The 23,915-nt window shown below is 52.2% G+C and carries 25 protein-coding genes and 1 pseudogene; 13 read left to right on the top strand and 13 right to left on the bottom strand.

Going from position 1 to position 23,915, the window contains the following annotated elements:
* Window positions 1-52: 52 nt before the first annotated feature.
* The 3 genes from KWG64_RS12290 to KWG64_RS12280 all read right to left on the bottom strand — a co-directional run bounded on the left by KWG64_RS12290 (window position 53) and on the right by KWG64_RS12280 (window position 3,772).
* Window positions 53-1,141, bottom strand: coding sequence for an FKBP-type peptidyl-prolyl cis-trans isomerase N-terminal domain-containing protein (locus tag KWG64_RS12290; RefSeq protein ID WP_218522042.1), 1,089 nt, complete (start codon window positions 1,139-1,141; stop codon window positions 53-55).
* Window positions 1,142-1,362: 221 nt separating this feature from the next.
* Window positions 1,363-2,559, bottom strand: coding sequence for a serine hydrolase (locus tag KWG64_RS12285; RefSeq protein ID WP_218522041.1), 1,197 nt, complete (start codon window positions 2,557-2,559; stop codon window positions 1,363-1,365).
* Window positions 2,560-2,563: 4 nt separating this feature from the next.
* Window positions 2,564-3,772 carry an NAD(P)/FAD-dependent oxidoreductase gene (locus KWG64_RS12280; protein WP_218522040.1) on the bottom strand — a complete coding sequence of 403 codons (1,209 nt, stop codon included), beginning with the start codon at window positions 3,770-3,772 and terminating at the stop codon, window positions 2,564-2,566.
* A gap of 321 nt (window positions 3,773-4,093) precedes the next feature.
* Here KWG64_RS12280 and pitA point away from each other — a divergent pair.
* Window positions 4,094-5,580: pseudogene (gene pitA / locus KWG64_RS12275) on the top strand (inorganic phosphate transporter PitA).
* 110 nt (window positions 5,581-5,690) lie between these two features.
* On the opposite strand, the gene uspB reads toward pitA, so the two are convergent.
* On the bottom strand, window positions 5,691-6,026 hold the full coding sequence (gene uspB / locus KWG64_RS12270) for a universal stress protein UspB (RefSeq protein WP_195814817.1): 336 nt from the start codon (window positions 6,024-6,026) through the stop codon (window positions 5,691-5,693).
* A 337-nt stretch (window positions 6,027-6,363) separates the two neighbouring features.
* On the opposite strand from uspB, the gene uspA reads away from it, so the two are divergent.
* On the top strand, window positions 6,364-6,804 hold the full coding sequence (gene uspA / locus KWG64_RS12265; RefSeq protein ID WP_014333460.1) for a universal stress protein UspA: 441 nt from the start codon (window positions 6,364-6,366) through the stop codon (window positions 6,802-6,804).
* A 63-nt stretch (window positions 6,805-6,867) separates the two neighbouring features.
* Here the strand turns inward: uspA and rsmJ are convergent, their stop codons facing one another.
* On the bottom strand, window positions 6,868-7,614 hold the full coding sequence (gene rsmJ, locus KWG64_RS12260) for a 16S rRNA (guanine(1516)-N(2))-methyltransferase RsmJ (RefSeq protein WP_104923726.1): 747 nt from the start codon (window positions 7,612-7,614) through the stop codon (window positions 6,868-6,870).
* A 9-nt stretch (window positions 7,615-7,623) separates the two neighbouring features.
* Entirely contained in the window at window positions 7,624-9,687 is a 2,064-nt protein-coding gene (gene prlC, locus KWG64_RS12255) for an oligopeptidase A (protein WP_218522039.1), read from the bottom strand.
* Between the two features lie 181 nt (window positions 9,688-9,868).
* On the opposite strand from prlC, the gene KWG64_RS12250 reads away from it, so the two are divergent.
* Both KWG64_RS12250 and gorA read left to right on the top strand, forming a co-directional pair.
* Entirely contained in the window at window positions 9,869-10,711 is an 843-nt protein-coding gene (locus KWG64_RS12250) for a 23S rRNA (adenine(2030)-N(6))-methyltransferase RlmJ (protein ID WP_013573521.1), read from the top strand.
* 166 nt (window positions 10,712-10,877) lie between these two features.
* Window positions 10,878-12,230 (top strand): glutathione-disulfide reductase, encoded by a 1,353-nt coding sequence (gene gorA / locus KWG64_RS12245; protein ID WP_218522038.1) that lies wholly within the window; start codon window positions 10,878-10,880, stop codon window positions 12,228-12,230.
* A 99-nt stretch (window positions 12,231-12,329) separates the two neighbouring features.
* Here the strand turns inward: gorA and KWG64_RS12240 are convergent, their stop codons facing one another.
* Window positions 12,330-13,532, bottom strand: coding sequence for an NAD(P)/FAD-dependent oxidoreductase (locus tag KWG64_RS12240; RefSeq protein WP_218522037.1), 1,203 nt, complete (start codon window positions 13,530-13,532; stop codon window positions 12,330-12,332).
* A 235-nt stretch (window positions 13,533-13,767) separates the two neighbouring features.
* Between KWG64_RS12240 and KWG64_RS12235 the strand changes: the two genes are divergently transcribed.
* From KWG64_RS12235 to KWG64_RS25675, 3 genes are all read left to right on the top strand, one after another.
* Window positions 13,768-14,280 carry an Rrf2 family transcriptional regulator gene (locus tag KWG64_RS12235; protein WP_195814824.1) on the top strand — a complete coding sequence of 171 codons (513 nt, stop codon included), beginning with the start codon at window positions 13,768-13,770 and terminating at the stop codon, window positions 14,278-14,280.
* A gap of 426 nt (window positions 14,281-14,706) precedes the next feature.
* Window positions 14,707-14,946 (top strand): hypothetical protein, encoded by a 240-nt coding sequence (locus KWG64_RS12230; protein WP_218522036.1) that lies wholly within the window; start codon window positions 14,707-14,709, stop codon window positions 14,944-14,946.
* Between the two features lie 67 nt (window positions 14,947-15,013).
* Window positions 15,014-15,145 (top strand): hypothetical protein, encoded by a 132-nt coding sequence (locus KWG64_RS25675; protein ID WP_255562170.1) that lies wholly within the window; start codon window positions 15,014-15,016, stop codon window positions 15,143-15,145.
* Between the two features lie 114 nt (window positions 15,146-15,259).
* Here KWG64_RS25675 and cho read toward each other — a convergent pair whose 3' ends face one another.
* Together cho and KWG64_RS12220 are read right to left on the bottom strand one after the other, a co-directional pair.
* The gene (gene cho, locus KWG64_RS12225) at window positions 15,260-16,111 is read right to left on the bottom strand and encodes an excinuclease Cho (protein WP_218522035.1); all 852 of its coding nucleotides are present in this window, start codon (window positions 16,109-16,111) and stop codon (window positions 15,260-15,262) included.
* Window positions 16,112-16,235: 124 nt separating this feature from the next.
* Complete coding sequence (locus tag KWG64_RS12220; protein ID WP_218522034.1) at window positions 16,236-16,544, bottom strand: antibiotic biosynthesis monooxygenase; 309 nt, start codon at window positions 16,542-16,544, stop codon at window positions 16,236-16,238.
* A gap of 139 nt (window positions 16,545-16,683) precedes the next feature.
* Here KWG64_RS12220 and KWG64_RS12215 point away from each other — a divergent pair, with 139 nt between their 5' ends.
* Window positions 16,684-17,592, top strand: coding sequence for a LysR family transcriptional regulator (locus KWG64_RS12215; protein WP_195814827.1), 909 nt, complete (start codon window positions 16,684-16,686; stop codon window positions 17,590-17,592).
* Window positions 17,593-17,649: 57 nt separating this feature from the next.
* On the opposite strand, the gene KWG64_RS12210 is transcribed toward KWG64_RS12215, so the two are convergent.
* The 3 genes from KWG64_RS12210 to KWG64_RS12200 form a co-directional block, all read right to left on the bottom strand.
* Window positions 17,650-17,763: an MFS transporter gene (locus tag KWG64_RS12210; protein WP_255562179.1), complete on the bottom strand. Its 114-nt coding sequence runs from the start codon at window positions 17,761-17,763 to the stop codon at window positions 17,650-17,652.
* Between the two features lie 6 nt (window positions 17,764-17,769).
* Window positions 17,770-18,192, bottom strand: coding sequence for a DoxX family protein (locus tag KWG64_RS12205; RefSeq protein ID WP_370628658.1), 423 nt, complete (start codon window positions 18,190-18,192; stop codon window positions 17,770-17,772).
* A 64-nt stretch (window positions 18,193-18,256) separates the two neighbouring features.
* A complete protein-coding gene (locus tag KWG64_RS12200) occupies window positions 18,257-18,898 on the bottom strand; it encodes a hydrolase (RefSeq protein WP_101077598.1) in 642 nt (213 codons plus the stop codon).
* Between the two features lie 327 nt (window positions 18,899-19,225).
* Between KWG64_RS12200 and KWG64_RS12195 the strand changes: the two genes are divergently transcribed.
* Complete coding sequence (locus tag KWG64_RS12195) at window positions 19,226-20,047, top strand: alpha/beta fold hydrolase (protein WP_218522033.1); 822 nt, start codon at window positions 19,226-19,228, stop codon at window positions 20,045-20,047.
* An 86-nt stretch (window positions 20,048-20,133) separates the two neighbouring features.
* On the opposite strand, the gene KWG64_RS12190 is transcribed toward KWG64_RS12195, so the two are convergent.
* Window positions 20,134-21,066, bottom strand: coding sequence for a sugar-binding transcriptional regulator (locus KWG64_RS12190; protein WP_218522032.1), 933 nt, complete (start codon window positions 21,064-21,066; stop codon window positions 20,134-20,136).
* 234 nt (window positions 21,067-21,300) lie between these two features.
* Between KWG64_RS12190 and KWG64_RS12185 the strand changes: the two genes are divergently transcribed.
* The 4 genes from KWG64_RS12185 to KWG64_RS12170 all read left to right on the top strand — a co-directional run bounded on the left by KWG64_RS12185 (window position 21,301) and on the right by KWG64_RS12170 (window position 23,842).
* Complete coding sequence (locus tag KWG64_RS12185; protein WP_195814830.1) at window positions 21,301-22,236, top strand: tagatose-bisphosphate aldolase; 936 nt, start codon at window positions 21,301-21,303, stop codon at window positions 22,234-22,236.
* On the top strand, window positions 22,229-22,825 hold the full coding sequence (locus KWG64_RS12180) for an AAA family ATPase (protein WP_195814831.1): 597 nt from the start codon (window positions 22,229-22,231) through the stop codon (window positions 22,823-22,825). Before KWG64_RS12185 ends, KWG64_RS12180 begins: the two co-directional genes overlap by 8 nt.
* 205 nt (window positions 22,826-23,030) lie before the next feature.
* Complete coding sequence (locus KWG64_RS12175) at window positions 23,031-23,474, top strand: PTS sugar transporter subunit IIA (RefSeq protein WP_195825333.1); 444 nt, start codon at window positions 23,031-23,033, stop codon at window positions 23,472-23,474.
* A 65-nt stretch (window positions 23,475-23,539) separates the two neighbouring features.
* Window positions 23,540-23,842 (top strand): PTS sugar transporter subunit IIB, encoded by a 303-nt coding sequence (locus tag KWG64_RS12170; RefSeq protein WP_165060888.1) that lies wholly within the window; start codon window positions 23,540-23,542, stop codon window positions 23,840-23,842.
* The last annotated feature ends 73 nt before the right edge of the window (window positions 23,843-23,915 follow it).

Here is a 23,915-nt window from a genome sequence, read left to right as displayed (position 1 = left end):
AAAAAAGGGCGACCTCTGTATAAACAAAGGCGCCCTTTCTTATTAGCCGGGATTACTGCGCTTTATTCACATCCACTACGGTAATGGTGTAAATCACCACCACGTCCGGCCGTTTGGCGTCACTGGCGTTTTCAACAGCAGCAGGCGGAATGACCACCTGAATCTCACCGCCTTTGCGGATCAGTTTTACGCTGTCGCGCAGAACCGGCGGCATATTCGCCACGCGGAAGACCTGATTAGCATTCTCAACCTGCGGGCCGTCTACAATGGTGCCGTCCACCAGCTTGCCCTGATAGCCGACCTCTACCATGTCGGTATCCTTGAGTACGTTGCCCTCGCCTTTGTTTTTAACCAGATACAGCAAACCTTGTTTGGTCTTTTTCACGCCATCTTGTTTGGCGAAATCAGCCAGGAAGGCTTTATCCGCGGCACTCTTTTTATCCATTTCCGCTTTCGTCAGGACTTTGACCTGTTCATCAAACGCCGTCAGCGTCGTGTGAATGTCCTGATCGCTCATTTTCACCTGATTATTAAAGGTGTCGGCGATCCCGGCCAGCATGATCTCTTTGCTCATGGTGATGTGGAGCGCCTTCTGCTGCTCAATCTGTTCTTCAATATAACGCGCCATCGCGACACCGCTGGCGTAAGCCCGTTTCTGCTCTTCGCTGTCGAGGCTGAACGCAGGTTTCACCGACGCTTTCGGTTCTTCTTTCGCCGCAGGAGCTGTGGCTGCCGATGTCGGTAAAGTCGTCAGCGGAGCCGGGGTTTCGGTAACAACAGGAGCCGGTTTTTCAGGCGCTGCCGGAGCTGATTCAACGGGAACAACAGGCGCCGGTTTCTCAGGCGTTGCAGGAGCAGCTTCGGCGGAAACAACAGGAGCCGGTTTTTCAGGCGCTGCCGGAGCTGATTCAGCGGGAACAACAGGAGCCGGTTTTTCAGGCATTGCCGGAGCAGCTTCGGCGGTAGTAACAGGTGCCGGTTTCTCAGGCACTGCCGGAGCTGATTCAGCGGGAACAGCAGGCGCCGACGTGACGGCAGGTTCCGGGGTGACGACCGGCGCGGGATCAGCGGCAACGGCTGCGCCGGACAACATCAGTAAACCTGCAAGGCAGGCATTTTTTTTACGAGTCAGAGAGAACATAACCGTCCTTTGCTAAGAGAGAGTCCCCGCAGGGCGTGATAATTTTCAGGCAGGTTATATTATTTTCGGAAAAGAAATATCTGATTCGGCGCAAAACCGGTGAAAATTAAAAATAAAACATTGATTAAACAACGACTCAGCACGCTGCTGTAATATGTAAAAATAGTTGTTCTGATAATTGAAACCGATAACAAAACTTTAATGCATTCCTACGAGGAATGCTAATGACACTTTCCGCGAAAATCATCGGCCATCGCCATTCTCAGTAAAAGATCATGACCAATATAATTGCTCCAGTTAAACGTGTTTTGTAATACCACCACGGCATTCTGATGTTTTTTATCAAAACCAATATAACTGGAATAACCGCCGATATAGCCGACCTGATAGGTAATCGTCTGATTATTAATATGATCCGTTACCCAGGCAATATTGGCCGCTTCAATATTCCGCTGGAAATACACTTTTTCCGTGGCGCTGATCGCCAGATTAAGGTCACCGTTTCGCGAGCCGTTGATATGGGCACGCAAATACTTCAGCAGATCATCCACATTGCTGTACAGACTGGCGGCGGCCACCATGTTATTGGAGAAATGCCAGTCAGGCACCACTTCGCCGCGCGGGATAAATTTTGGCTGATCGCCCGCATGGCCGATGGCGCGGTAAGGATAGTCTTTCAGGCGCGTCGCATAAAAACTGGTGTTATCCATCTTCAGCGAACGGAAAATGAAATCATAAGACAACTGCTGGATGTCTTCGCCGGTTTTCAGTTTGAGAATGTAGCCCAGCAGCGCGTAGCCTAAATTGGAATACTGCGGCTCGCGCTTTTCAGGCTTTTTAAACCCGGACAGATCGTTGACGACGGAATCGCTGTCCAGCTCGTGATAGAAGTTGTCGCCGGTGTAGAGATAGCGGAGAAAACTCTCCAGCATATCTTTATTCATGCTTTGTCGCGGCAGGCCGGACGTGTGCGTCGCCAGCTGCAACAGCGTGATGTTTTTCGCATCCTCGCTCAGCGGGATATTTTTCGGCAGCAAATCAGAAAGTTTATCGTCCCAGCGCAGCTGGCCTTTATTGACCAGCCCGGCCACCACTTCGCCGGTCACGCCTTTACTGACAGAACCCAGCGCGAACAGGGTTTCCCCGTCAATCTTGTAGCTGTGGGTGGAATTGGTGTAGCCGTAGCCCCAGGTTCTGGCCTCGCCGTTGTTTCTGATAATGCCTATCGCGAGGCCCGCAGCTTTCTCTTTTTTCTGATACTGGCGGACAACGCCATTAACCATCTCATCGAGATCGCCCGAACAGGCCAGCGCCCGCACGGCGTCGGGATGCTCTTTCACCTGCATGTCAGATAACGTTCCGCAGGATGTCAGAAACAGGGGGAGTAAAATGAAGAAACGGTGAAATCCCCCTGTCATGTGGCTATTTCGCGCCTTTCGGTCGGGAAATCAGATCCTGCGCGCACGCCCAGGCGGAGCTCCACGCCCACTGGAAATTGTATCCGCCCAGCCAGCCGGTCACGTCCACGACTTCGCCGATAAAATACAGACCCGGCACTTTTGCCGCGGCCATGGTTTTGGAGGAAAGTTCGCGCGTATCGACGCCGCCTAGCGTCACTTCCGCCGTGCGATAACCTTCGGTGCCGTTCGGCTGGACCTGCCAGTTTTGCAATTGCTCAACTAGTTCGGCCTGCTGCAGCACGTTCAGCTGTTTCAGCGTGACGTCCGGCAGTTGCCCGAGCGTTTGCAGGCATTCCACCAGACGCTTCGGCAGCTGCATCGCCAGCGTATTTTTCAGGCTCTGGTTCGGGTGTTCCTGCCGCTGCGCATTGAGAAACGCCGCCAGATCGATATCAGGCAGTAAGTTAACGCTCACAAACTCGCCAGGCTGCCAGTAGCTGGAAAGTTGCAGAACCGCCGGGCCGGACATCCCGCGATGCGTAAACAGAATGCTTTCGCGGAACACCGTGCCATCCTGCGCGGTCAGCACAGCGGGCACGGAGACGCCGGAAAGCGTCTGTAAATGGTCGAGCAGCGGCTTGTGCAGCGTAAACGGCACCAGACCGGCGCGGGTCGGTAACACTTTCAGGCCAAACTGTTCGGCCAGACGATAACCGAAAGGCGAAGCGCCCAGCCCTGGCATGGAAAGCCCGCCGCTGGCAATCACAAGTGAGTGAGTACTTACAGTTGAGCCATTCACTTTGATAATAAAGCCATCTTCGGTTTTCTGAACGTCTGAAATCTCGCTGCGCAGACGCACATCGACATTCCCCAGTTCACATTCTTTATCCAGCAACGCCACAATTTGCGTCGCTGAATCATCGCAGAAAAGCTGGCCGAGCGTTTTCTCGTGCCAGGCAATGTTATAGCGGTTGACCAGATCGATGAAATCCCACTGGGTGTAACGCGCCAGCGCGGATTTACAGAAATGCGGGTTTTCTGAAAGATAGGCAGCGGGTTCGGCATACAGATTGGTGAAGTTGCAGCGACCGCCGCCTGACATCAGAATTTTGCGTCCGGTTTTTTTGCCATTATCCAGCAGCAGAACCCGGCAGCCACCCTGTCCGGCCTGCGCTGCACAGAACATGCCTGCCGCACCCGCACCAATGACTACCACATCAACCTGTTCCACTTTTGGCCTCTCTTTACGGAAATTTCAGCTACGTTTTAGACAGGGCTTCCCCCTGTGCCAATGGGCTTTAGCCGCATTGCGACGCGGATTGTAAGGGACAGACGGCCCTTAAACCAGCCGGAGAGGTGGTTTTCTGAACGTCGTAAGTAAATGTTTCAGAGCCCAAAGGAGGAATAAGATTTTGATATATAAAAAATTAATTGGAACAAAGCCAAATATTGAACTGTTTTTAGTCAAAAAAATGTCATATTTTCCTTTTCCCGTCCCCCTGTTCTCGCAGATAATGCGCGGCGTTCATGACCACTAACTGGCGTAACAATTATGCTGCATCTATTTGCCGGGTTGGATATTCATACCGGTTCGTTATTGATTCTCGCGTTACTGTTTGTTCTGTTCTATGAAGCCATTAACGGTTTCCATGATACGGCCAACGCAGTAGCAACCGTCATATACACCCGGGCAATGCGTTCGCAATTAGCGGTCGTGATGGCAGGGGTATTTAACTTCTTTGGCGTCCTGCTCGGTGGTTTGAGCGTGGCCTATGCCATTGTCCATTTACTTCCAACCGATTTGTTGCTGAATGTAGGTTCCGCGCATGGCCTTGCCATGGTGTTCTCTATGTTACTGGCGGCGATCATCTGGAACCTCGGCACCTGGTATTTCGGCCTGCCGGCGTCCAGCTCCCATACCCTCATTGGCGCCATTATCGGCGTGGGTTTGACTAACGCACTGATGACCCACACGTCGGTGGTTGATGCGTTAAACATCCCGAAAATGATTGGCATTTTCGCCTCACTGATCGTCTCACCGCTGGTCGGGATGATAATGGCGGGAACCATGATTTTCCTGCTGCGTCGCTACTGGAGCGGGAATAAAAAACACGCCCGTATCCACCTGACGCCGGCAGAACGTGAAAAGAAAGACGGCAAGAAGAAGCCGCCATTCTGGACCCGTATTGGCCTTATCCTGTCCGCCATCGGCGTGAGTTTCTCTCACGGTGCCAACGACGGTCAGAAAGGTATCGGCCTGATCATGCTGGTGTTGATTGGCGTGGCTCCGGCAGGTTTCGTGGTGAACATGAGCGCGACCGGTTACGACATTGCCCGTACCCGCGACGCCGTGACGCACCTCGGTCAGTATTATTCTCAGCATGTTGATGCGGTGCCGCACGTTGTGGCACAGACGCCTCTGGTGCCTGCACCGGACGTCAATATCGCACCGGCCGATGAGACAAAAGTGTTCCATTGCGACAGCAGCCACGCGCTTGATGCGATTGGCCGTGCGCAGACACTGCTGACGAATCTTCAGTCTTACAGCGATCTGGCACCGGAAGAACGTAGCCACATGCGCCGTCTGCTGATGTGTGTTTCTGATACTGCCGATAAAGTCGCTAAGCTGCCGGAAACCTCCGCAGCGAGCTGAAAACCGACATTCTGCAAACTGTCGAATATGCGCCGATTTGGATCATCATCGCGGTCGCACTGGCGCTTGCGCTGGGCACCATGATTGGCTGGAAGCGCGTTGCGACCACCATCGGTGAGAAGATTGGTAAGAAAGGCATGACCTACGCTCAGGGCCTGTCTGCGCAGATGACGGCAGCGGTGTCTATCGGTGTGGCCAGTTACACCGGTATGCCGGTTTCCACCACGCACGTGTTGTCCTCTGCGGTTGCAGGCACCATGATTGTGGATGGCGGCGGTGTTCAGTCTAAAACCGTGAAAAACATCGCGATGGCGTGGATTTTAACCCTGCCAGTGTCAATTGTTCTTTCCGGCGTGTTGTACTGGATTGCGCTGAAGCTTATCTGATAAACCTGCGTGCTCAGGCACGGAGGTAAAAAAAGGCGGCCTTGTTCTCAGAACAGGTCGCCTTTTTTTATTCCCTTTTTCACACATTCCTCACAACGGCTTTAGACGTGTCAGTACCAGATCAACATGGCCAGCATACTGATAAGAATCAGTCCAACCAGACATGTCGTCAGGACAAACTGGCCGCGTACTCTTTCACACCGGCGAATAAACTCAGGGTCGTGATGTTCAACATAGCGCTGAGCATAAATATAGCGAACCAGTCTTATCTGCTTGCTGGGCTGGCCGTGGGAAGTAAAGAATCCCCCGCCGTCCACGTACTGATAAAGCAACGGATCACAGCCCCGCAGCACCACCAGCAACGCACGCAAAGACGAGTAATAACGCAGCATATTCACCACACACACAAAACATAAAGCCCAAAACAGCGCAACGGGACTGATCATGATTCCCCCTCAAGGCGAACTGACACCGCGCAATGCCGCTCAAAATCTGCCGCACACCCGACGTTTCGCCCTGCCTTTCCGCGATTTCACACCCCCGGGCAACCTTCGCCCGCCCTCTTTTCTTATCACAGAAGAATGCTAAAGCAGGAGAAGCCTGCATTATTGAGTGTAGGAAACGAATCTGTAAGTGTTCATATTATTTGTATCTATAGATTGTCAGATTAGGAAATGGGATCTGTATGCTTGATTTCTCTAACCATTTTGGGGCTATACTGATCTCATGAGATTCGCATGATGCTGATATTGCTGTTAACCGACTTATGGAAGGAGTTTCCCTATGGCTTACAAACACATCCTTATCGCTGTAGACCTGTCACCGGAGAGCAAGGTTCTGGTCGAGAAAGCCGTTTCCATGGCGCGCCCGTACAACGCCAAAGTGTCTCTGATCCACGTTGATGTGAACTATTCAGACCTCTACACCGGCCTGATTGACGTGAACCTGGGCGACATGCAGAAACGCATTTCCGAAGAAACGCACCACGCGCTGAACGAGCTTTCGCAAAACGCCGGTTACCCGATTTCAGAAACCCTGAGCGGCAGCGGTGATTTAGCCCAGGTACTGGTCGATGCCATCAACAAATACGGCGTAGATTTAGTGCTGTGCGGTCACCACCAGGATTTCTGGAGCAAGCTGATGTCCTCAGCACGCCAGCTGATCAACACCGTCCATATCGACATGCTGATCGTGCCATTGCGTGACGAGGAAGAAGAAGCGTAAGACGTGATGTCTGCGCTTTGATGAGAAAGAGGTGCCAGCGGCACCTCTTTTTTTTATGGGGATTTACAGCGGCGTATAAATATCAAACCGGTGGCTTTTCGTGACGACCGCAGCCTGCGCGGCGATATCCGCCATCGGGGGCGCATAGTCAGGGCGCTTCACCACAATGCGTTTGGTCGCTAACCGGCGCGCCGGTTCCAGCAGGCCATCGGCATCTTCGTCCGGGCCAACCAGCCCCTGAAACACGCGCATCTCTTTCTTCACCAGCGCACTTTTCTGTTTGTGCGGATACATCGGGTCGAGATACACCACTTCCGGTTTTGGCGAAAGCTCAGAGAGCGCCGTCAGGCTCGAAGCGTGCAGCAGCGTCATGCGTTCACGCAGCCACGGGCCGATTTCTGCATCGCGATAGCCACGCGCCAGCCCGTCGTCAAGCAAAGCCGCCACCACCGGATTGCGTTCCAGCATCCGCACTTTGCAGCCCAGAGACGCCAGCACAAACGCATCACGGCCCAGACCGGCGGTGGCATCAACGACATCCGGCAGATAACTGCCTTTGATACCGACCGCTTTTGCTACCGCTTCACCGCGCCCGCCGCCGAATTTACGGCGATGCGCCATCGTGCCGCCGACGAAATCGACAAAAATGGCACCGAGTTTTGGCTCGTCGCGTTTGCGTAATTCCAGACGCTCAGGCGTCAGCACCAGCGCCATGACGGCGTCCGGATCAGACGTCAGATTCCAGCGCTGCGCCAGAACAGATAAGGCGCCTTCATCGGCGCCTTCTTCACAGAGTAAACACACACTCACAGGCAGAAATTATCCTTTGATACCGTAATGGCGCAGCATAGCATCCAGCTGCGGCTCACGCCCGCGGAAGCGTTTGAACAACTCCATCGGCTCTTCGGAACCGCCGCGCGACAGAATATTATCGAGGAACGACTGCCCGGTTTCGCGGTTGAAAATCCCCTCTTCTTCGAAGCGGGAATAGGCATCAGCAGACAGCACTTCCGCCCACAGATAGCTGTAGTAACCGGCCGCATAACCGCCTGCGAAAATATGGCTGAACGCATGCGGGAAACGGCCCCAGCTTGGTGACGGCACAACCGCAACCTGCTTCTTGATTTCTGCCAGCGTTTGCAAAATCTGCGCGCCTTTCGCCGGGTCATATTCCGCATGCATACGGAAATCGAACAGGCCGAATTCAAGCTGACGCAGAATAAACAGCGCCGCCTGATAGTTTTTCGCGGCCAGCATTTTATCCAGCATCTCTTTCGGCAGCGGTTCGCCGGTTTCGAAATGCCCGGAGATGAACGCCAGCGCGTCCGGCTCCCAGCACCAGTTTTCCATAAACTGGCTTGGCAGTTCGACAGCATCCCACGGCACACCGGCGATCCCGGCGACGCCCGGGGTGTCGATGCGGGTCAGCATATGATGCAAACCGTGGCCGAATTCGTGGAACAGCGTGGTGACTTCGTTGTGCGTAAACAGCGCCGGTTTATTGCCGACCGGGCCGTTGAAGTTACAGGTCAGATACGCGACCGGCTTTTGCAGTTCGCCGTCGGCTTTACGCATGCTGCCGACGTAATCGTTCATCCAGGCCCCGCCGCGTTTGTGTTCGCGGGCGTACAGGTCGAGATAGAAACTGCCGCGCAGATCGCCGGATTCATCGAACAAATCGAAGAAGCGCACGTCTTTGTGCCAGGTTTCCACGTCTTTGCGTTCTTTGGCGGTGATGCCGTAAATGCGTTTCACCACTTCGAACAGCCCTTCAAGCGCGCGCTGTTCAGGGAAATACGGACGCAGTTGCTCGTCATTGATGGAGAACAGATGCTGTTTCTGTTTTTCGCCGTAGAACGGCAAATCCCAGGCTTCCATTTCGTCCACGCCAAAATGTTCTTTGGCGAAAGCGCGAAGCTGCGCCAGTTCGCGTTCGCCTTGCGGGCGGGCACGCGTCGCCAGACCGCTCAGGAAATCAATCACCTGTTTCGGGCTTTCGGCCATTTTGGTGGCCAGCGACATATCAGCGTAGGAATCAAAGCCCAGCAGTTGCGCCAGTTCGTGACGCAGCGACAGAATTTCTGCCATGACTTCGCTGTTGTCCCACTTACCGGCATTCGGGCCCTGATCGGACGCACGGGTGCCGAACGCGCGGTACATTTCTTCACGCAGCGCACGGTTTTCACCGTAGGTAATCACCGGCAGATAGCTCGGGATATCCAGCGTCAGCAGCCAGCCTTCGTGCTCTTTCGATTCGGCCAGCGCTTTCGCCGCCGCCAGTGCGCTTTCCGGCAGGCCTTTCAGCTCGGCCTCGTCGGTGATCAGCTTGCTCCAGCCCATCGTGGCGTCGAGCACATTGTTGCTGTACGTCGAACCCAGCTCAGACAGACGCGCGGAAATTTCGCCGTAACGTTTTTGTTCTTCGACCGGCAAACCAATGCCGGATAACTCGAAATCACGCAGCGCGTTATCAATCGCTTTTTTCTGCGCAACGGACAGCGTGGTGAAATGCTCGCTGTCTTTTAAATCGCGGTAAGCCTGATACAAACCGGCGTGCTGCCCGGTCCAGGTGCTGAATTCAGATAAAATTGGCAGACATTGCTCGTACGCTTCACGCAGTTCCGGACTGTTTTTGACGGCGTTCAGATGGCCGACCGGCGACCAGATACGGCTCAGACGATCGTCGCTTTCCGCCAGCGGCTGGCACAGATTTTCCCAGGTATAAGGCGCGCCCTGTGCGACCACGCGTTCAATCGTCTGGCGGCTTTCTTCGATCGCAGATTGCATCGCAGGGACGATATGTTCAGGTTGGATCGCAGAGAAAGGCGGCAGGGAGAACGGTTTTAAGAGCGGATTGTTCGACGCGTTTTGCTGTTCAGTCATAGGGCCAGTCCTTCGTTAATTCGGGTGGGTTTGATGCGCCTGAGGTGCACCACGCCGTGAATTCGGGTCGTCTTAAAGATGACGTAACTTCTAACATGCGGTCAAGTTAAGGGGAAATCAATGGGTGGCGGCGGGATAGTCTTTAATGGATAATGCCCCGAAGCCGCAGGAGAAGCCGCACATGTTGAGTTACCGCCATAGTTTTCACGCCGGCAACCATGCCGACGTCCTGAAACACACCGTTCAGAGCCTGATCATTGAATCTCTGAAAGAAAAAGAAAAACCCTTCCTTTATCTCGACACCCACGCGGGTGCCGGGCGCTATCAGCTGAGTGGCGAACACGCCGAACGTACCGGCGAATATCTGGAAGGCATCGCACGCATCTGGCAACGTGATGATATTCCAGAAGAACTGGCGGCTTACATGTCCGTCGTAAATCACTTTAACCGCAACGAAAACCTGCGTTATTACCCGGGTTCGCCGCTGATTGCCCGTCAGCTGTTGCGTGAAGACGACAAACTGCACCTGACCGAACTGCATCCGAGCGATTTCCCGCTGCTGCGCAGTGAATTCCAGAAAGATGACCGTACCCGCGTTGCGCGAGCCGACGGTTATCAGCAGCTGAAAGCTCAGTTACCGCCGCCGTCCCGCCGCGGGCTGATCCTGATGGACCCGCCGTACGAAATGAAAACCGATTATCAGGACGTGGTAAAAGGCATTCAGGAAGGCTACAAACGTTTCGCCACCGGCACCTATGCGCTGTGGTATCCGGTCGTGATGCGCCAGCAAATCAAAAAAATGCTGCGTGATCTCGAAGCCACCGGCATCCGTCGTATTCTGCAAATCGAGCTGGGCGTGCGCCCGGACAGCGATCAGCGCGGCATGACGGCTTCCGGCATGATTGTCATTAACCCGCCGTGGAAGCTCGAACAGCAGATGAACAACGTGCTGCCGTGGCTGCTGAAAGTGCTGGTTCCTTCCGGCACCGGTCACACCACCGTGAACTGGGTTGTGCCCGAGTAAGTAAAGAATTACCCTTCGCTAAGGCCTTTTTCTAAGGCCTTAGCTATCAAACCTATCGCAATCATTGATCCAATCTTTTCCACAACCAGTTAAACTCTTAGGCAATTTTTAAGATTAGCGACGCCGGTAAGGCGTACTTCATTTTCGACAACTCATGGAAAATCCGATGACCAAACATTATGACTATCTGGCAATTGGCGGCGGCAGCGGTGGTATCGCATCAATCAACCGTGCAGCTATGTATGGGAAAAAATGTGCGCTGATCGAAGCTAAAGAGCTGGGCGGTACGTGCGTCAACGTGGGTTGTGTCCCGAAAAAAGTGATGTGGCACGCCGCGCAAATCGCAGAAGCTATCCGCAACTACGGCCCGGATTATGGCTTTGATACCACCGTGAACAGTTTCAACTGGAAAACGTTGGTCGCCAACCGTACCGCCTACATCGACCGTATCCACACCTCGTACGACAACGTGCTGGGCAAAAATAACGTTGATGTGATCAAAGGTTTTGCGCGCTTTGTTGACGATCACACCGTTGAAGTGAACGGCGAAAAGATCACCGCAGATCACATCCTGATCGCCACCGGCGGTCGCCCGAGCCATCCCAATATTCCAGGTGCAGAATACGGCATCGATTCCGACGGTTTCTTTGATCTGACCGAAATGCCAAAACGCGTTGCGGTTGTCGGCGCAGGTTACATCGCCGTGGAAATCGCCGGTGTGATGAACGGACTGGGCGCGGAAACTCACCTGTTCGTGCGTAAACATGCGCCGCTTCGCACGTTTGATCCGCTGATGGTTGATACGCTGGTTGAAGTCATGGAAGCCGAAGGCCCTGCGCTGCACAAAGAATCCATTCCGAAAGAAGTGGTGAAAAATGCAGATGGCAGCCTGACGCTGAAACTGGAAAACGGTCAGGAATTTGAAGTCGACAGCCTGGTTTGGGCAATTGGCCGCGAACCGGAAACCGACAACTTCAACCTGAAAGCGACCGGTGTGAAAACCAACGAGAAAGGTTACATCGTCGTCGATAAATTCCAGAACACCAGCGTTCCGGGCATTTACGCGGTGGGCGATAACACCGGCGCTGTTGAACTGACGCCAGTGGCTGTTGCAGCAGGTCGTCGTCTTTCCGAGCGCCTGTTCAACAACAAACCGGACGAGCATCTGGATTACAGCAACATCGCCACTGTCGTGTTCAGCCATCCGCCAATCGGCACGGTCGGCCTGACCGAACCGCAGGCTATCGAACAGTACGGCGCAGAAAACGTGAAAATGTATAAATCCGCGTTCACCGCGATGTATACAGCGGTCACGCAGCACCGTCAGCCATGCCGCATGAAACTGGTGTGTGTTGGTAAAGAAGAGAAAATCGTCGGTATCCACGGCATCGGTTACGGCATGGACGAAATGTTGCAGGGCTTTGCGGTCGCACTGAAAATGGGCGCCACCAAAAAAGACTTCGACAACACCGTCGCAATCCACCCGACCGGCGCGGAAGAGTTTGTGACCATGCGTTAATCGCATAAAAAAGTTAGCGATAACCTTTTTTGCACACGGATGTTGAAATGAATAATTCTCCCGGAGAATCTTTCCGGGAGAATTATAAAGATTGTTTAATCAGACAAATTTAGCCAGCGGGTCCGCAGCAGAAAAGGCAATTTCCCGTTCAGGCTTTGGCGGATAAATCAGTTCGTTGGTAATGGCGATTTTGATTTTTTTCGCTTCCTCGCGCACTGACTGCACTTTCTGATCCCACCCTTCGGTATAAACGGCTCCCCAGCTCCCCAGATCAAGGCAGGTCACATAGTTCACCTGACGGTAAGGAATTGGCGGTAAATCCAGAACGCTTGCCGCGACATTATTACCCGCAAATTTGCCCAACTGAATAGCGTGCTGACACGTCATCAGCGCCGTATTCCCGACATCATCGCTGGCGGCATTTGCAACATCGCCGGTTGCGTAGACACCGGGCACGCCACGAATTTGCAGGTTTTCATCAACGTATAAACGCCCCTGGTTATCCCGTTCCACCACAAACTGTTCAGTTAACGCATTAGCCTGTACACCGGCAGTCCACACCACGGTGGATGAAGCAATGTGGCTTCCATCTTTCAACGTGACGCCATTTTCGTCGATGGCGGTGATCTCAGCGTTAAGACGCCATTCGATATCAAGCGCTTCCGATGCCTGTTCGATAACACCGCGCAGCGCCTCGCTGTAGCGGCCACCGATAACAGCGCCGCGCTCGACTACGACAACCTTGGTCTGGATCCCGGGGCCAAACAATTCGCGAAGCCGCGCCGGTAATTCGGTTGCCAGTTCGATTCCGGTGAAACCACCGCCGCACACCACGACGGTATTGCGCGCTGGCGTCGGAGCCTGGTTAACCAGTGAACTCAGGTGTTTTTCAAATACCTGGGCCGACTCAAGCTGATCGATATCAAATGTATGTTTATCCACACCCGGAACCGGTGCCCGTTTTGCATTGCTGCCTGTTGCCAGCACCAGGCGGTCGTAACTTGCGAAAACAGTTCCGCTTTGCGCATCTTTGTACCAGACAATTTTTTCATTGGTATCAATGCGTTCTACGCTGCCGGCGATAAAGTTTACGCCCGTCGCCGTGAACAGAGGCATGAGTGGAGAAACCAGCGATGCGACATGGTTTTCATAGAACCGCGGACGCACACGCAGTTCAGGCTGTGGTGCTAACACGGTAATGACGATGTCATCGCGATCATTCATATGCGCCAGACGCGCCGCGCTGATTGCTGCCCACATACCTGCAAAGCCGCTGCCGAGAATAAGAATTTGCTTTTTCATGAGTCCTACCTTTGATTGTCAGGTCATATCCCTGGGATGACTGCGACTATACATGTCGTAGTTAACTGCGACAATAGTTTTCGTAGTTAAGAGAAAAAGCAAACGTTAACTAAAATTAAGATCATGATTAATAACATTAATATTTTTTATTTAAAAACCCGAATGCCAAACCAGCCCTTTTCAGTTACAAGCAATTCCTGTATAATGACTAAGATAAGACACAGCGGAGTTTATCATGGCGTTTTACAGTTCTGGCGTTGAATATGGCATTCACAGCCTGGTTAGCATGGTCGATATCAATGGTGACGATCGGGAAATGAATGTCCGTGAAATAGCAGAATTGCAGGGCGTTCCTTACGATTATCTGGCAAAAATTTTCACCCGGCTTTCACGCAGCGGGCTGGTCGTGAGCAGCGAGGGAAAAGGCGGTGGTTTCCGGCTGTCCCGCTCCTCTGCATTGATCACAATGCTGGATGTTGTACAGGCCATAGATGGAGCAAAAGGCATTTTCGAATGTAAAGAGATCCGTCAGCGACTGGCTGTCTTTGAAGATAAGCCCCCCGCCTGGGCGTGCGAAGGGCCGTGCGGGATCCGCGCAGTGATGGACAGCGCACAGCAACGTATGGAAGAAGAACTTTCCCGGCATACGATTTTAGATCTGGCACGAAAAACCTTTCGCAAAGCGCCAGATACCTTTCCGATTGAAGTGCAGGAATGGATTTCTGAACGGCGTAAGTTAAACAAGTAAGGGATTCTGCCGCCACCAGAGCACACCGGTTAGGCTGAGTATTAACGACGACGATGGCATTCCGGATCCTGGCAGCGGCGTCACACGCATCGGCGCGCGTCTATCCGGTGAGTTTGATAAAGCGGGCATAACACTTTATGGAAATTAATAGTCAGTTAACTATCTGATTAAAAGATCTCAATAAAGTTAGGAGGTTCAAAAAATCCGGTATTTTTCTTTTTTGAGCTCTCACAATTTCATCAACCCTCCCTACAATTCAAATTACGCTATTTTTATATCACTTCATTATCAATGAGTTAAAAAATAATTTGTTTATAAAAGATAAAACTTTGCATTTGTTAGCAATATTACTAATTAAAACATCACTCCATATCCCAATATTATAAAAACACAACAATCCTGTTGTGCTTAAAAGGGATTTGAAAAATGTCTAAATCAGATAGCGACTTTATCAACGTGAACCAATCATATGAATTAAAAGACTGGCTTACGCGTAATGAGTTTGCATCCAGCGATGACAATGTAGAAAAATTAAAAGACATTATCCTCAAGAAATTGAAAGACAATGACTCTGCGAAAAATGCCAGATGGTCAGAGCTCGATGCAGCACTGAAAAATCATCCGTCATGGTTCAGCGGATTAGATCCGGTAAAACATCAAAAATAACAACAAGCACAATTTCAAATAGCTGAGCCCAATTAGGGTTCGGATCAAACATTCTCTGGAGATTATTATGAGCATTAAACCCGGCCCAAAACCAATCGCTGATACAACAGGCGAAGAAGATAAAAGACGAAGAGTCACACCGGAAAATAAGCCGCAGCACCCGGATTTGAAAGAGCATAAACACAAGAAAGGCGAATAAAAGCCCGCTTCAATATTCTATATTTTGAATGAAGCCACGCATTTGTTCACCTGACGGTGTTTGCAATAACCTAAAGGCTTCGAACTTTCATCTCCGGAGCCTTTTTTATTGCCCTCAGTCCAGCAAAATCACCTTCGGACTGTCTGTTTCAAACAACGGTTTGCAGAGGATTTTATAACTGTCGCGGTCAAAGTGCGGGACGGCGATATCAAACTTTTTAGCGTCTTCCAGCGTTTTCACCGTGCCAAGATAGAACCAGTGATTGATGACGTGATATTCCGTCACGCCGCTGGCTTCTTCCACGATGGCGATGCGTCCCGGATACGGCCAGTTGCGAACTTTCAGGGTGCTGAGCGCATTTTTCAGGCGTTCCTGGTGGGCTTCTGGCGATTCTTTTCCGCAGCACACACCGGCACATTTCCCCAGAGAGAACCGGAAACACGCACGGTTTTTTGCCAGTTTTTCCAGCCCCAGCGCGCCATAACACAGCTTTTCCTGATCGGCGATATCGCGGATTTTTTCCAGCGCGGACATTTTGGTTTTGAACAGACCAAACAGATCATCGGTGTGGGAAAAATCCACTTCATTGCTGAAAACAACCGTGGCGGTCAGGCCATGAAGGCGGATTGAACACAGCTTGCGGGTGTTGCGCAGACGCTTATTAAACAGCGGACGCCGGTTTTTAATCAGGTCAGATTCCAGCAATAAGGCACCGACTTCACCGATGGTTTCGATGTATTCGATATCCCGCGTCATGTGCAGAAGTTTGGCTTCGTCGGCGTTGCGGAAATGCGACATCACGCGGCTGCGGATATTCACACTTTTGCCGATATACAGCGGAAAGGTTTTATCGTCGCCATAGAAAATATAAACCCCGGAGCGGGACGGTAAGTTTTCGAGCGTATGACGAAGATGTTCAGGGTACTTATAAAGCTCAGTAAAAAGCTCTTTTTCCGGATTCCACAAAATCGCTGACCTGTTGTTATCGGAGAAGATATCGTTTAAAAAAACAGCGACCGATAATACTGGCTATCCGTACAGCCTTCAACTCATGCGGCTAAAATAAAGTGTAAATTCTGACCGGCGAAAACTACGCCTGCGTGCGCATTTCAATATATTCCCGACCATTCAATAAGTTGACTAACGCAGCCTCGCGGGTTTCGCGCTGGTCTGACTGGATCCAGCCATACAGATTATCGATGTTATCGAAACGCACCAGCACGGTGTAAATCGTTTCGCCGTGTACCGGGCGTAAAACGTTAACACTTTCGTAACCGGCAAACCGGGCCGAATCCGCCTTCAGCTTTTCCAACCAGCCTTCGTATTCCGACAGCTTATCGCGCTGCACGCCGTGCGTAATCACCAGGGTAATGTGTTCGGGCTGATGTGGGTAAGTCACAGGATGTTCCTTCTGGTTAACCGCTGTTCTGGTTAACTGATTGTTGCGTTATATTGATGAACAATACGAAATGCGAACAGTTATTGATAACGGAAATTTTTTGGGAAGTTGTTAAACAATTTTGGGGGTGGGGGAAATAATGCGACTAAGCCTTGAAGCGCTGCTGATCCTGGATGCGCTGGATCGTCACGGCACTTTTGCTGCGGCAGCGGCCAGACTGTTTAAAACCGCGTCTGCACTCAGTTATACCGTGCAGAAAATGGAAAGTGACCTGAGTATCAAACTGCTGGATCGCTCCGGGCACCGCGCGACATTCACGCCAACCGGCCGTCTGATGCTGGAAAAGGGCCGCGTTTTACTACGTGCGGTCAGTGAGCTGGAACAACAGGCGCAATATGTCGAGAGCGGCTGGGAAAGCAAACTGACGATCAGCGTCGATGCTTCAGTCCCCTTCGCCCTGCTCACGCCACTTATCGACCGCTTTTACGAACAACATCAGCACACGCAACTTCTGTTTCGCCACGACGTACTCGCTGGCTGCTGGGAAGCGCTGAGCTACGGCGAAGCCGACATTGTTTTCGGCGCGGTGCAGGAACCGGTCACGCGCAGCGGCATAGAATACCGCCCTATCGGCTGGCTGGAATATGTGTTTGCCGTCGCGCCGCATCACCCGCTGGCCTCGCTGCCGGAGCCGTTATTGCGTGAACAAATCCGTCAGTACCGCGCGGTGGTGGTTCACGATACGTCGCGTCATGGCGCAGGCACGGATTTACGCGTGCTGGATGAGCAGAAAATGCTGAGCGTTCACGACTTCAACGCCAAAGTTCATGCACAGGTCGCCGGTCTGGGCTGCGGTTATCTGCCGCGTTATCTGGCCGCGCCGCATCTGGAAAGCGGTGCGCTGGTTGAACGCCGTCTGGATACTGAAACCCGCCGCGATCAGGCCTTTATGGCATGGAACGAAAAAGCCACCGGTAACGCCGCCATGTGGTGGCGCGAACATTTACAGAATTTCGACGGCATCTGTTCCGTTTACAGCCGGGAATAATCGTTGCCCGTTTAAGCCGAAAGGCCGCATTGCGCGGCCTTTTTTCTTCCCTGCTTTTTATCTCACGGACAAATAATGCTGAACCACCGGCTTATTTTCACCGCGGTGAAAACGCGTTACCTCGCTTTGCAAATCGGCGTCGGCATGCGAAACACGCTGATGCTGCGTTATTCTGGCTCATGCGCGCCCCTTCAGGTCATCCCACGCAACATAAATAAATGCGCCGGCCAGACCGATGTGTTCAAAGAAACCATTCATCAGCATCGCCCGGTCGTGCCCGGATGCCTGCCAGAAGGCGTTTGCCATAAAGTTGGCGACGACGGTAAACAGCGCCAGGGCCAGCGCGCCCGCCCAGCGAAAACGTCCGGAAAGGATCAGCGCCGATGCGCCCAGTTCCAGAATAATCACGGCAGCGGCCATCGGCGCCGCCGGAGATAAACCAAAGTGCTGCATCTCGGCAACCGCACCGCCGAAATCAAATAACTTAACCAGACCGCCCTGCAAATACGCGGCACACAGGGCCAGCAGGGCAAACCAGCGGATGAACGCAAAACGAACAACGGGAACCGACAGGCCGGAAACAGGTGCATTACGCATCATTCTCTCCTGCCGGAACCCGCTCAGGCGTAGTTCCGGCATTAATAAAAGTTAAATACCTTAATTATCAGGCTTTACGCTGCGGCGCTTTATGCACCATGGTATAGGCGTAATCCACGCCCATGCCGTAGGCGCCGCTGTGTTCGCGAACCAGATCCATGACGGCGTCGTAGGTTTCTTTGCGTGACCAGTCGCGCTGGTACTCGAGCAGAACCTGCTGCCAGGTCACCGGAATGGCACCGGCCTGTACCATGCGGTCGATGGAACGTTCATGCGCATCCACGCTGGTGCCGCCGGAAGTGTCGGTCACCACATACACTTCATAGCCTTCTTTCAGCGCCATCAGGGCCGGGAAAGTCAGACACACTTCGGTCCACAGTGCGGAAATAATCAGTTTCTTACGGCCTGTCGCTTCAACGGCTTTCACAAACGCCGCGTCTTCCCAGGAGTTCATGGAGGTACGTTCAATCGGCTTCACATCCGGGTGAACCGCCAGCAGTTCCGGCCAGATATAGCCGCTGAAGCTTTCGGTTTCGACGGAGGTGTAAATCACCGGCACGTTAAAAACTTTGCCTGCTTTAGCGAGAGCGACGGTGTTATTTTTAAGCTGCTGGCGATCGATATTTGCGACGCCGAAAGACATTTGTGGCTGATGGTCGATGAAAATCAGGGTGGAGTTCTGTGGGTCCAGCAGATCGAATTTAGACATTTTCATTTCCTCTCAGAGTGCATTGTTGGGTTGTGTGTTTGTATTTAACGTTGTGTTGTTGTGCTGCTGGAAATCACAATACGGCAGAGGTTAAAACGCAGATAGCGGAAAGAATTTGCGAAGTTGTTCAGATTTTTTTGACAGGCTTTCGCCTATATAAACAGTCAAAAATATTCCATACAGTCAGTGAGTTAGTAACAACAAAATCTTTTAACGAGTTATTAAAAATAACGCATTATGACTATTCCTAAGAAGCGTCTACTGTTTATTGCAGCACAACACACATTCACTTAAAGCCCTGCAAAATCACTCGCTGAGGAAAGACAAATGAGCACATTCACCACGCAAGACGGCACTCAAATTTATTTCAAAGACTGGGGAAAAGGTAAGCCGGTTTTATTCAGCCATGGCTGGCCGCTGGATGCGGATATGTGGGACAGTCAGATGAATTTCCTGGCCGAACGCGGTTATCGCGCCATCGCTTTTGACCGCCGCGGTTTTGGCCGCTCAGACCAGCCGTGGGAAGGGTACAACTACGATACATTTGCTTCAGATATCAACGATCTGATTGAACACCTCGATTTGCACGACGTGACGCTGGTCGGTTTTTCCATGGGCGGCGGCGACGTAACCCGCTATATCAGCCGCTACGGCACAGCGCGCGTTTCAAGTTTAGTGCTGCTCGGCGCGGTGACTCCGCTGTTTATTAAGACGGACGATCATCCGCAGGGCATTGATAAAGCGGCCTTTGACGGCATCAAAGCCGGTTTACTGAAAGACCGAGCGCAATTTATCAGTGATTTCGCGACGCCGTTCTACGGCACCAATCAGGGCATGACCGTTTCCGACGGCGTGATGACGCAGACGCTGAATATCGCGCTGCTGGCCTCGCTGAAAGGTACCGTGGATTGCGTGACCGCTTTCTCCGAAACCGATTTCCGACCGGATATGGCAAAAATTACCGTGCCGACGCTGGTTATCCACGGCAGCAACGACCAGATTGTACCGTTCGAAGCCACCGGCAAACTGGCCGCTGAGATGATCGAAAACTCACAGCTGAAAGTGTACGAAGGTGCACCGCACGGTTTCGCGGTCACGCATCAGGATCAGCTGAATGACGATTTGCTGGCGTTCCTGAAAAGCCTGTAACCGCCGCCGTTGAACGCTAAAAAGGCATTCCCCGCAAAGGGAATGCCTTTTTCTTTGGCGCATATTCTGGTGAAGAAAACAGCGTTTCACGCCACCGGCAGTTTATCCAGAATCGCCTGCGCGGTATTCACATCGGTGACCAGCGAATTGATCATGCCCGAACGCACCGCGCCGATAATCCCGGCGGCTTTTTCCGGCGTCGCGGCCACGCCAATGGTCAGCGGCGTTTTGCGCAGCTGTTCCACCGACGCCGCAATCATTCGCTCCTCGCCTTCCCAGTGCAATAACTCGCCGGATTCCGTGAAGTAGTGGCGCAGCACGTCGCCCGCCGCGTCGCTGAGCGCCTGTTCGCCCGGCGTCGCCGTGGTTGATTCACTCGGTTTCGGCGTATGCGTCAGGCCGACGCCGACAATCGCCGCGTCCAGCTTGTCCCACAGGGAAATAATTTCCTGCACGCTGCCGTCGGCGAGAAACGCATCACGCAATTCTGCCGAAGAAATGTAAGGCGCATGCAGAAAATACGGCGTGCCTTCCATCTGTTCAGCCGCGCGGCGCACGAACTCGGTGATCTGAAAATGCGGCGCAGACTGCTGCATTCCGCCATTGAGCGCCACGGTCATAATACCCGGCAAACGCGGCATTCCGGCCAGTGTCACCTCGCGCACCGCCCTTCCCCAGCCAATGCCCAGCACCGAACCGGCACCTAAACCGGCTTCCTGCAATAAAGCGGCCAGCGGCGTCGATAGCGCACCCAGCACATTGCCCGGCGGCGCATCAACCACATACGCGTGCTTCAGCCCGAGGCGGTTAATCAGGTCAGACGTCATGTCTTCCGGCGAAGATAATCCCACCACTTCGATACGCACAATGCCCGCCGCACGGGCTTTATTCAGCAGCCGCGAGATTGTCGCCGTTGAAACATCCAGCTTGCGCGCAATCTCCACCTGAGACATATCAGACTCGTAATGCAGCTTCGCCACCAGATGCATCATGGCACGCGTTGCTGCAATATCTTGCAAAATTGGCTCTTTCAGCTTGAAATTCCTTTCAGTAATGAATTACACTCAAATCGTCGATTGAGGGATTATTGCGCAACACCTGTAAAAATGCAATGTGCCGGATCGGGCTTCAACCCTTATAAACCGGCGTGTTACGCGATTTTTCCGCCCCTTTCAGCCAGGGGGCAAAGACAGAACGTCCAGTGTAATCGAGATTTTTTCATCTGTAATAAATTTCACGCAAAGGAGAGTTCCATGTCAAAAATGTCTACTTCAGAATTACGCAGCTATCAGCAGATTTGCGGTAAAAATGGCGCAATGCTGGTGATCGCCTGTGACCAGCGCGGTGCCATGCGCAGCCTGCTCGCCAGCGACCCTCAGCAACAATCCGCGATTTCCGAGCACGAACTGGGCCTCATCAAAGCCGACATCACTCAATATCTCGCCAGCAAAGCCTCCTGTGTGCTGGTAGATCCGGTTTGCGCGGTCCCGCAGCTGGTGGACAACGGCATTATTGCCCGCGATACCGCGCTGCTGATCGGCCTTGATGCATCAGGCTGGGATAATTCGCCGGAAGGCTACCGTCTGTCGCGGTTAGTGGCGAACGTGGATGCGCGCCGCGTGCGTGAACTGGGCGCGACCGGCGGCAAAATTATGGTGTATCTGCGTTCGGATCAGGAAGCCGCCAACCGCCATAACATTGAAATACTGCGTCAGTGCATCGACGATTTCGCCCGCGAAGATCTGCTGCTGGTGGTGGAGTTCCTCACCTATAAACTCGACAACGAAACCGAGGAAGAATATAAAGAAAAAGTCCCGTCCCTGATTTATGGCGGCACAAAGATTTGCCTGGAATGCGGCGCGAAGGTGCTGAAACTGCCTTATCCGGGTTCAAAACAGGCCTGCGCAGACATCACTAAACTGGCCGGAGACGTGCCCTGGGCGGTGCTTTCCGCGGGCGTTGACCACGCCACTTTCCTCAAACAAGTGGCAGATGCCATGAGCGAAGGCGCATCTGGTGTGATTGCCGGGCGTTCCCTGTGGAAAGACTGTATCTCGCTGGATCGCAGCGCGACAAAATCCCGGCTCGAATCGCTGGCGGTTCCGCGTCTGAACGAACTTCAGGCCGTCATTCAGCAATATTTCCATGCTCCGGCCCGCAACCAAACTGAACAGGTGGAACATGTCTGAAAACAGAAGCGCCTCACGAAATGGCTTTACCGGCAAACGCGTCATCCTGGTGAACGGGATCCCGGCGTCAGGTAAAAGCCGGCTCGCCGTTGAGCTTTCTGAATACAGCGGCTGGCTGCAACTGTCGCTTGATGGCATCAAAAACCCGTTTCTTCAGCGGCTGCAAAATGTCGATCGCCCTTTTAACCGCGTGCTCGGGCTGGCAAGTTATCAGGTTATCTGGGATATCATCGGCGGCGCACCGCAGGGCAGCACCTTTATTACCGATGCGTGGTTTGGTTTCCAGCCAAAAGACGTGTTGCAGGATTATCTGCAACGGGCGGGCGTCACGCAGGTTCTGGAAATCTGGTGTCAGATTGATGCAGAACTCGCAGCGGAACGTTTTGCTTCACGACTCGGGGAACGTTTACCCGGACACGTCGGGGCAGAATATATTCCCGAATTAAAAATTCTCGCCGGAAATGCACGACCAATGGCGTTAGGGCCAGTTTATTCTGTTGACCAGAATGTTATTGCACAAAATAAGCCTGTAAATATTGTTGATATCCATGAATGGATATTAAATTCATTTCATACCCAGACACAATAAACATCCACAAAAGGAAAAATTCATTTACTGAAAAGTCAGTGCATTCTGATATCAGGACCAGGCTAATGCCCTACTATCATAAATTCCTTCATGTCGTTTGAAATTATTATCTTTCATTAATGGCAAATAGGATTGGATAGATCACAGTTTTTATTTTAATTAAATATCATACTGAGAAAAGACCCTATTAATGTGAAGAGGTATTATGTTAAGCGACTGGATTAATGAAAATAACACCACCATTATCACCAGAATAAAAGACTGGCAAAGCGCCGTCGCATTAGCTGTGCAACCTTTAATTGATTCCGGCGCCGCCGAAAGTCGCTATCTTCAGGCGATATATGACATGCACCGGGAAATCGGCCCTTATTATGTTTTGGGTGAAGGAATTGCCATGCCACATGCCCGGCCAGAAGAAGGTGCTGTCAGAACCGCACTGTCTCTGGTGATTGTTTCAGAAGGTGTTGAATTCGGCAGCGAAGATAACGATCCGGTCTATGTCATCTTCGCGCTGGCCGCCGTTGACAGCCATTCGCACATTGAAATGATCGCCAGCCTTTCTCATCTGTTCTGCGATGATGAAGCGGCTAAAAAATTAAAACAGAGTAAAAACAAGCAGGAAGCGTTAGATATTATCCGGCAGTTTTAGACGTGAAGTGTAGAGAGATGAATATACCCCTTAATGAACGCCTACAAAGAACCTAAGGAAACGTGATGAAAAAGTTATCTATTCTTGCGGTATGCGGTGCGGGTCTGGGCAGCAGTTTTGCCTGTGAAATGAGTATCGAAGCCGCGCTGAAAGATTTAGGCGTGGAGGCGGATTTATCGCACTGCGATATTTCCAGCGCCACCTCATCCAGAGCCGACATTATTATGACCGGCGAAAACTTCAGATCGCAGTTCCAGCATTACACCATCAGCGCCAATATTATTTACCTGAAACGCCTGGTGGATAAAAATGAAATAAAAACCAAGCTGACGCCGGTTCTACAGGAAATGGGTCATCTGGCAATCTGATAATAATAACATTTTGACTCACAGAACGACTAAACCGACAGAACAATTACCGTGAACTCTACAGGGGACTCTA

It is taken from the genome of Rahnella sp. PD12R (assembly GCF_019200965.1).
GTDB lineage: Bacteria > Pseudomonadota > Gammaproteobacteria > Enterobacterales > Enterobacteriaceae > Rahnella > Rahnella laticis.
Note: the sequence above shows the minus strand (reverse complement) of the source record. Positions and strands in the feature narration are given on the sequence as shown.

What these genes read in the sequence shown, in the direction of transcription:
- KWG64_RS12290 (WP_218522042.1), bottom strand. Translation starts at nt 1,141, where the DNA reads ATGTTCTCTCTGACTCGTAAAAAAAATGCCTGCCTTGCAGGTTTACTG.
- KWG64_RS12285 (WP_218522041.1), bottom strand. Translation starts at nt 2,559, where the DNA reads ATGACAGGGGGATTTCACCGTTTCTTCATTTTACTCCCCCTGTTTCTG.
- uspB (WP_195814817.1), bottom strand. Translation starts at nt 6,026, where the DNA reads ATGATCAGTCCCGTTGCGCTGTTTTGGGCTTTATGTTTTGTGTGTGTG.
- uspA (WP_014333460.1), top strand. Translation starts at nt 6,364, where the DNA reads ATGGCTTACAAACACATCCTTATCGCTGTAGACCTGTCACCGGAGAGC.
- prlC (WP_218522039.1), bottom strand. Translation starts at nt 9,687, where the DNA reads ATGACTGAACAGCAAAACGCGTCGAACAATCCGCTCTTAAAACCGTTC.
- KWG64_RS12250 (WP_013573521.1), top strand. Translation starts at nt 9,869, where the DNA reads ATGTTGAGTTACCGCCATAGTTTTCACGCCGGCAACCATGCCGACGTC.
- gorA (WP_218522038.1), top strand. Translation starts at nt 10,878, where the DNA reads ATGACCAAACATTATGACTATCTGGCAATTGGCGGCGGCAGCGGTGGT.
- KWG64_RS12240 (WP_218522037.1), bottom strand. Translation starts at nt 13,532, where the DNA reads ATGAAAAAGCAAATTCTTATTCTCGGCAGCGGCTTTGCAGGTATGTGG.
- KWG64_RS12235 (WP_195814824.1), top strand. Translation starts at nt 13,768, where the DNA reads ATGGCGTTTTACAGTTCTGGCGTTGAATATGGCATTCACAGCCTGGTT.
- KWG64_RS12230 (WP_218522036.1), top strand. Translation starts at nt 14,707, where the DNA reads ATGTCTAAATCAGATAGCGACTTTATCAACGTGAACCAATCATATGAA.
- KWG64_RS25675 (WP_255562170.1), top strand. Translation starts at nt 15,014, where the DNA reads ATGAGCATTAAACCCGGCCCAAAACCAATCGCTGATACAACAGGCGAA.
- KWG64_RS12215 (WP_195814827.1), top strand. Translation starts at nt 16,684, where the DNA reads ATGCGACTAAGCCTTGAAGCGCTGCTGATCCTGGATGCGCTGGATCGT.
- KWG64_RS12205 (WP_370628658.1), bottom strand. Translation starts at nt 18,192, where the DNA reads ATGATGCGTAATGCACCTGTTTCCGGCCTGTCGGTTCCCGTTGTTCGT.
- KWG64_RS12200 (WP_101077598.1), bottom strand. Translation starts at nt 18,898, where the DNA reads ATGTCTAAATTCGATCTGCTGGACCCACAGAACTCCACCCTGATTTTC.
- KWG64_RS12195 (WP_218522033.1), top strand. Translation starts at nt 19,226, where the DNA reads ATGAGCACATTCACCACGCAAGACGGCACTCAAATTTATTTCAAAGAC.
- KWG64_RS12185 (WP_195814830.1), top strand. Translation starts at nt 21,301, where the DNA reads ATGTCAAAAATGTCTACTTCAGAATTACGCAGCTATCAGCAGATTTGC.
- KWG64_RS12180 (WP_195814831.1), top strand. Translation starts at nt 22,229, where the DNA reads ATGTCTGAAAACAGAAGCGCCTCACGAAATGGCTTTACCGGCAAACGC.
- KWG64_RS12175 (WP_195825333.1), top strand. Translation starts at nt 23,031, where the DNA reads ATGTTAAGCGACTGGATTAATGAAAATAACACCACCATTATCACCAGA.
- KWG64_RS12170 (WP_165060888.1), top strand. Translation starts at nt 23,540, where the DNA reads ATGAAAAAGTTATCTATTCTTGCGGTATGCGGTGCGGGTCTGGGCAGC.